Source organism: Christiangramia aquimixticola, assembly GCF_048285835.1.
GTDB classification, from domain to species: Bacteria; Bacteroidota; Bacteroidia; order Flavobacteriales; family Flavobacteriaceae; genus Christiangramia; species Christiangramia aquimixticola.
The window spans coordinates 51,654-58,609 of record NZ_JBLVTL010000007.1; the positions used below are offsets into that span (position 1 = coordinate 51,654).

Here is a 6,956-nt window from a genome sequence, read left to right on the forward strand (position 1 = left end):
AAGCGGTTTATTTTTCGAACTGCTTCAACGTCTTAATGATAATATCAACACAATCTCTCAACTGCTCCTCTGTCATTACAAGTGGTGGAGCGAATCTAATAATATTACCATGTGTTGGCTTTGCGAGAAGTCCGTTCTCTTTTAATGCCATACAGATATCCCAGGCCGTAGAGCTATCTTCAGAATCATTAATTACAATGGCATTCAAGAGACCACGCCCTCTTACCAATTCTACGATATTTGACTCTCTTATATAATCATCCAGCAACCTTCTAAAAAGGTTTCCAAGCTTTCTTGCATTCTGAATAAGATTTTCATCTTTTACAACATCCAGGGCCGCAACAGCTACCGCCGCAGCTACAGGATTTCCTCCAAATGTTGAACCATGTTGTCCCGGCTGGATTACCTCCATAATTTCATTATCTGCAAGCACTGCAGAAACAGGGTAATTTCCACCAGATAACGCTTTTCCAAGGATCAGGATATCAGGTTTGGTGTAGGTTTCCGGCTGTCTTTCACAATGATTTTCACAGGTACAATGTCCACAAACAGCAAGCAAACCACCTGTTCTGGCAATTCCCGTTTGGATTTCATCGGCCATGAAAAGCACATTGTTCTTTTCACAGATCTCTTTCGCGCGTCTCATATAATCGTCAGACGGTGTATAAACACCCGCTTCACCCTGGATAGGTTCTACCAGGAATCCTGCAACATTTGGATTTGAAGCGATAGCTTTCTCAAGAGCTTCAGGATCGTCATAATTTATTTTAATAAACCCTGGAGTATAAGGTCCAAAGTTCTTTCTTGCTCCTTCATCATTAGAAAAAGAGATAATGGTCGTTGTTCTTCCATGGAAATTATTCTCACAAACGATGATCTGTGCTTCAGTTTCCTTTACCCCCTTTTTCTCATAGGCCCATTTTCTGGCAATTTTAATAGCGGTTTCTACAGCTTCTGCTCCCGTGTTCATTGGTAACAGTTTATCGAACCCAAAATATTCGGTGGCGTACTGCTCATAAGCTCCCAAAATGTCGTTATGGAAAGCTCTTGAAGTCAAAGCAAGTTTTGAAGCCTGTTCATGTAAAGCGTTGACGATTTTTGGATGACAATGCCCTTGATTAACTGCGGAATATGCAGAAAGAAAATCGTAATATTTATTACCCTCTACATCCCAAACATGAACACCTTCCCCGCGACTTAAAACGGCTGGCAATGGATGATAATTATGTGCTCCATGCTGGTCTTCAAGTTTAATGGCTTCTTCTGAAGAGTTGATCTTAGGTAATGGCATGTTAGTTATGAATTTTGAATTAATGTTTTTTAATTCCTTCTTTCTTCGGCTGAAAAGTAACGAAAAGGGAGAGAAATCATCCCAAAATTGAATTCCTGCAAATTACTAAATGTTTACGGAAAATTTCAAGTGCCCTCTCTTTAAATCTTGTTAATTATCCTATTTTTGCGCTATGGGAAGAAGAAACAAGAACAAACTTTTTACAGATATTGAGGTGACCGATGCAGGTGCAAAAGGAAAAGCAATTGCAAAATCACCGGATGGTCGGGTTATATTTATAGACAATGCAGTTCCGGGAGATGTAGTCGATGTACAAACCACCCAGAAAAGAAAATCCTATTATAAAGGAACAGCTGTAGAATTTCATACACTTTCAGATAAAAGAACAGAACCTGTGTGCCAGCATTTTGGAACCTGTGGGGGTTGCAAATGGCAGAATATGGATTATAAATTTCAGCTTGAGTATAAGCAGAATGAGGTTGAAAACAATCTTCGCAGATTAGGAAAAATTGAATTACCGGAGGTGACTCCTATTCTTGGGAGTGAAGAAATTTACTATTACCGGAATAAAATGGAATTCTCCTTTAGCGATAGCCGATGGCTTACCCAGAAGGAAATTCAAAGCGGAGAAAATATAGAAAACAGGAATGCTCTTGGTTTTCATATCCCGGGAATGTGGGATAAAATTCTGGACATTAAAAAATGTCATTTACAGGCAGATCCCAGCAATGCCATCAGGAATTTTGTAAAAGAATTCGCCACGGCAAATGATATTTCATTTTTCAACACGAGAAATCAGGAAGGATTATTAAGAACCTTAATGATAAGAACCTCTTCTACCGGAGAGATCATGGTTCTTGTTCAATTTTTTCAGGAGAATAAAGAAAAAAGAGAATTATTGCTAAATGCAATTTCTGCAGAATTTCCACAAATAACTTCCCTGCAATATGTGGTAAATCCTAAAGGGAATGATACGATTTATGATCAGGAAGTAATTTGCTACAAAGGCCGCGATCATATTTTTGAAGAAATGGAAGGTCTTAAATTTAAGATCAATGCGAAATCATTTTACCAAACAAATTCAGACCAGGCTTATAACCTGTATAAAATCACCCGCGATTATGCCAATTTAAAAGGTGATGAACTGGTTTACGATCTTTATACCGGAACCGGAACTATTGCTCAGTTTGTAGCCCGGAATGCGAAAAAGGTAGTTGGAGTTGAAGCTGTTCCTGAGGCCATTAAAGATGCGAAGGAGAATGCTGAACGTAACAATATCGATAATACCGAATTCTTTGTAGGAGATATGCGTAAAGTATTTACCCAAAGTTTTATTGATCAACATGGTCATCCTGATGTGATTATAACCGATCCACCCCGGGATGGAATGCATAAAGATGTGGTGGCTCAAATTATTGGTATATTGCCGGAACGTATTGTATATGTTAGCTGTAACTCGGCAACCCAGGCTAGGGACCTTGCACTTCTTGATGAACATTATAAAGTTACCCGGGTACAGGCAGTAGATATGTTTCCTCAAACGCACCACGTAGAGAATGTGGTGTGTTTGGAAAAGCGATAAATTTTATGATGAGATCCAGTCTTCGATTTAGTCTTATTTTATTAGTATGCCTCTCCTTTTTGAGCTGCCAAAGGGATGATATATGTCCTGAATCTACAGATACCACACCTTTTCTAATCCTTAGATTTTATGAAAATGTGGATCCATTTGATCCTGTTGCGCCTCAAAATCTTAGTATTAAAGATCCGGAAATTGAAGGTTACGTAACTATAAGAAGCGGGCAGGATGAAACCATTACCTATTTTAGATATTCTAAAGATAGCCTGGCAATTCCTTTAAAAACAAGTGCTGATATCACAACTTTTGAGTTTACCGTGAATACAGACAATATTCCTGAAGAAGGTGAAGAAACCTCTCAGGAACAGGTTGAAAATACAGATATACTTACATTTACCTATGGTCGAAATGAAGAGTACATCAACAGAGCATGTGCCTATAAAATGAATTTTACAGGATTAAAGGTTTCCCACGATATTGGAAGTGATGGAGCCTGGATTCAGGATATTGAAGTAGAACAGGTTAATATTGAAGATCAAAATAATGCCCATGTATCGATATTCTTCTAGTTTAATCTTTTTCCTTTTTGTGTTTTTTTCGGCACAGGCGCAACAGCAACAAACTGTAAAGGACACTACTGTTTTTAATGAAAAATATGGTATTCGCCTAGGGGTAGACCTGAGTAAACCTCTTAGATCTGTTCTGGATGATTCCTACAGCGGATTTGAAGTTGTTGGAGACTACCGTATCTATGAGAATTTTTACATCGCCGGGGAACTTGGGAATGAACAAATAACCTTTGAAGGTGATAATATCCAAACTTATACCAACGGAAGCTATATTAAATTAGGTGGTGATTATAATGCCTATGAAAACTGGCTGGATATGCAAAACGCAATATTTGTTGGAATTCGGTATGGCTTTGCAACTTTTTCCCAAACCCTGGAAGAATACCAGATCTATACTTCAAGCGATTATTTTGGACCACATCTAATCACCAATGATGCTGAATCATCCGGATTGACCGCAAGCTGGGCAGAAGTTATGGTTGGAGTGAAAGTTGAAGTTTTAAAGAACCTTTTTCTTTCGGCCAATGTTCAGCTTAAAAGAAGGATCAGTCAAAAAGCACCAGAGAATTTTGATAACCTCGCAATTCCAGGTTTTGGCCGAACTTATGATTCCAGCGAATTTGGCGCCGGATTTGGGTATTCAGTGTCCTATATGATCCCTTTTTATCGTAAAGCCAGAAATTAATCTATTTGCTTGCTTTTCTTTTTAGAACCTTCATACAGGACATACTTTAGTAGTCTTCCTTCCAATGGTCCGTTAAAAAGTTTGATCTTTCTTGATGCTCTTAAACCTACACTTTTGATTGCATCAAAATTAGTTGCGATAAACCAGGCATGAGTTCCCGGATATCCCTGTTTAAGGGTATCCCCTATTTTACCGTAAAAGTCTTCAACATCTATTTCCAGACGTTCCCCATACGGCGGATTGAAAAGCATATGAAGATATCCTTCAGTTTGTTTCTGAGATTCAAAGAAACTACGCTGCTCAATAGTTACAAAATCTGAAAGGTTTGCATTCTTGACATTCTCTGTCGCCTTCATAACTGCAGAAGGTGCCTTGTCAAATCCTTTGATCTTGAAATGGAAATCTCTAACCTTTTTCAAGGCAGATTCTTCAATTTTCTCATAAAGATCTTCATCCCAGTCATTCCATTTTTCGAACGCAAATTCCTTTCGGTTTAAATTCGGCGGAATATTGCAGGCGATCATGGCAGCTTCAATAGGAATGGTTCCACTTCCGCACATAGGATCCAGAAAGTCACACTGCCCATCCCAACCAGACATTAAAAGCATTCCTGCTGCCAACACTTCGTTGATAGGTGCAATATTCGTTGCTGAACGGTAACCTCTTTTGTGAAGTGAGTCTCCAGAGCTATCAAAGGATACATTACAAAAATTTTGTTCAATATGAATATTGATACGCAAATCTGGAAAATCAAGATCTACATCCGGACGTTTCCCAAATTTTTCGCGGAATCTATCCACGATAGCATCTTTGGATTTAAGGGCAACATATTGAGAATGGGTGAAAATATCTGAATGCACGGCAGAGTCTATTGCCAGAGTTCCATTCACGTCCATAAACTTTTCCCAGGGCAGCTTTTTGATATTATCATAAAGCTCCTGTTCAGAATTTACTTTAAAACTCTCGTACGGTTTTAGAATTTTGATTGCTGTTCGCAAACAAAGATTAGCCTTATACATAAAGCCTTTATCACCAACGAAGCTGACCATTCTATTACCCTCCTTGATGTCCATTGCTCCAAGATCAAGCAATTCCTTTGCTAAAATAGATTCAAAACCAAATAAGGTCTTGGCGATCATTCTGTAGTTATCCATATTCCTGCTTTAAAGAACCACAAAAATAAGTTAATTTTGTCCGAAACTATAATAATTAAGGGATAGTTCACGAGATTGTTCAATTCTTTATATATCAAAAGGAATAACCTTGCCGGCACAAATTTATATTTACCTACTCCCAATTTTGGCTGTTATAGCCGGATATTTTATATCGATATTTTTCAAACCGGGAAGCTCTTCAGGTTTTAAATTACTTCTTGCTTTTAGTGGAGCATATTTACTCTCTGTAACCGTATTAGAATTACTGCCGGAAGTTTACGAGACGGCAGATACTGATATAGGCTTATTTATCATGCTGGGATTATTATTACAAATAAGTCTTGAATTCGTCTCTAAGGGAGTCGAACATGGACACATGCATTTTAAGGAGAATACCAGAGCATTTCCAATCATGCTTTTTCTAAGTTTAAGTTTACACTCGTTATTGGAGGGTTTTCCATTAGATAAAGACAATCATCTTTTAAACGGCGTTGTAGTACATAAAATTCCGGTGGCAGCTATCTTATCGGTATTTTTAGTTCAAAGTAAGCTAAGTAAGCTTAAAGTATTTTTATTCCTTGGGTTGTTTGCTTTAATGACCCCTTTAGGAAGCTGGTTAAAGAATAATATTGAAATTATCAATCAATATGTACCTTATATCAACGCTATAGTAATTGGGGTTTTTCTTCATGTATCGACTACTATCTTATTTGAATCTTCCAAAAATCATTCATTTAATGCATCCAAACTGGGAGTAGTTATATTAGGAATACTACTAGCATATTTTATATAGATGTTTAGCAGAGAGGAATCAAAGAAAATAAGACAGGAATTCTGGACCAGCTTTGGAAAAGAATATCCTCATAAATGGATCTTATATAATACCAAAAAGAAAGAAATCCAGCTGAAGTTCACTTTTGACAGGAAAGTGGCGCAGGTATCGTTAGATGTAACCGATGATGATGAATTAATAAGAAATTATTATTTCGAAAAACTACAGTCACTGGAAACTGTTTTAAAGGAAAGTTATTTGCCTGAAGCGATCCTGGAAGAAAACTACCAACTCCCTGAGGGAAAACTAGTTTCCCGGGTTTATGTGGAATTAGAAAATGTAAGTATCCACAAGCAAAAGGACTGGCCGGAGGTTAAAAAGTTCCTATCCAAAAACATGTTATTGCTCGAAGAGTTCTATAAGGATTTCGAGGATTTTATTAAAGAGTAGATAATTTCCATTTCCGCTATTTGGTTTAGATCCAATTCTGGTTAATAAGTCAACCCACTCATATCCTGGGGGGAAAATTCAACTTCTATTAGTTCTTCCACAACTTAAATCCTTCTGAATTAAATACGAGCTTACCTTAAATATGGATTGAATAAATTGGTCACAACCTGAGATCAGGAATAAATAAATAAATAGAATGTACTAAGGCTGATATACTTTAAGCCATTTATACCAATCCAACAAAACAACAAAAGCAGCCACCGGGCTGCTTTCTTTTTTTGTTATATGGTTGTTAATCCTGAAGCGGATTATAGGAAGTATATTTAAAATTAGGGTATAAAAAAACCCCTTCAGAGATCTGAAGGGGTTTTCAAGAAGAAGGCGGCGACATACTCTCCCACAATACAGCAGTACCATCTGCGCTAACGGGCTTAACTACTCTGTTCGGGATGGGAA

7 protein-coding genes and 1 rRNA gene are annotated in these 6,956 nt (G+C 37.6%); 5 read left to right on the forward strand and 3 right to left on the reverse strand.

The genetic code is table 11. The annotated features are described in order from the left end of the window. Positions 1-7: 7 nt before the first annotated feature. Complete coding sequence (gene rocD / locus ACNKXV_RS13120) at positions 8-1,291, reverse strand: ornithine--oxo-acid transaminase (RefSeq protein WP_417908196.1); 1,284 nt, start codon at positions 1,289-1,291, stop codon at positions 8-10. A 172-nt stretch (positions 1,292-1,463) separates the two neighbouring features. Here rocD and rlmD point away from each other — a divergent pair, with 172 nt between their 5' ends. The 3 genes from rlmD to ACNKXV_RS13135 are packed head-to-tail and all read left to right on the forward strand — an operon-like array spanning position 1,464 to position 4,124. Next, on the forward strand, positions 1,464-2,873 hold the full coding sequence (gene rlmD / locus ACNKXV_RS13125) for a 23S rRNA (uracil(1939)-C(5))-methyltransferase RlmD (protein WP_417908197.1): 1,410 nt from the start codon (positions 1,464-1,466) through the stop codon (positions 2,871-2,873). 59 nt (positions 2,874-2,932) lie between these two features. Continuing rightward, the gene (locus ACNKXV_RS13130) at positions 2,933-3,439 is read left to right on the forward strand and encodes a DUF6452 family protein (protein ID WP_417908198.1); all 507 of its coding nucleotides are present in this window, start codon (positions 2,933-2,935) and stop codon (positions 3,437-3,439) included. Beyond that, complete coding sequence (locus ACNKXV_RS13135; protein WP_417908199.1) at positions 3,420-4,124, forward strand: DUF6048 family protein; 705 nt, start codon at positions 3,420-3,422, stop codon at positions 4,122-4,124. The genes ACNKXV_RS13130 and ACNKXV_RS13135 overlap by 20 nt, the downstream gene beginning before the upstream one ends. Here the strand turns inward: ACNKXV_RS13135 and ACNKXV_RS13140 are convergent. Further along, positions 4,121-5,278: a THUMP domain-containing class I SAM-dependent RNA methyltransferase gene (locus tag ACNKXV_RS13140; RefSeq protein ID WP_417908200.1), complete on the reverse strand. Its 1,158-nt coding sequence runs from the start codon at positions 5,276-5,278 to the stop codon at positions 4,121-4,123. The two genes, ACNKXV_RS13135 and ACNKXV_RS13140, sit on opposite strands and share 4 nt — an antisense overlap. A 145-nt stretch (positions 5,279-5,423) precedes the next feature. Here ACNKXV_RS13140 and ACNKXV_RS13145 point away from each other — a divergent pair, with 145 nt between their 5' ends. Together ACNKXV_RS13145 and ACNKXV_RS13150 are read left to right on the forward strand one after the other, a co-directional pair. After that, positions 5,424-6,071, forward strand: a complete 648-nt coding sequence (locus ACNKXV_RS13145) for a ZIP family metal transporter (RefSeq protein ID WP_417908201.1) — start codon at positions 5,424-5,426, stop codon at positions 6,069-6,071. After that, on the forward strand, positions 6,072-6,500 hold the full coding sequence (locus tag ACNKXV_RS13150) for a DUF4268 domain-containing protein (protein WP_417908202.1): 429 nt from the start codon (positions 6,072-6,074) through the stop codon (positions 6,498-6,500). A gap of 376 nt (positions 6,501-6,876) precedes the next feature. Here ACNKXV_RS13150 and rrf read toward each other — a convergent pair. Continuing rightward, a 5S ribosomal RNA gene (gene rrf / locus ACNKXV_RS13155) occupies positions 6,877-6,956 on the reverse strand; the annotation flags it as partial.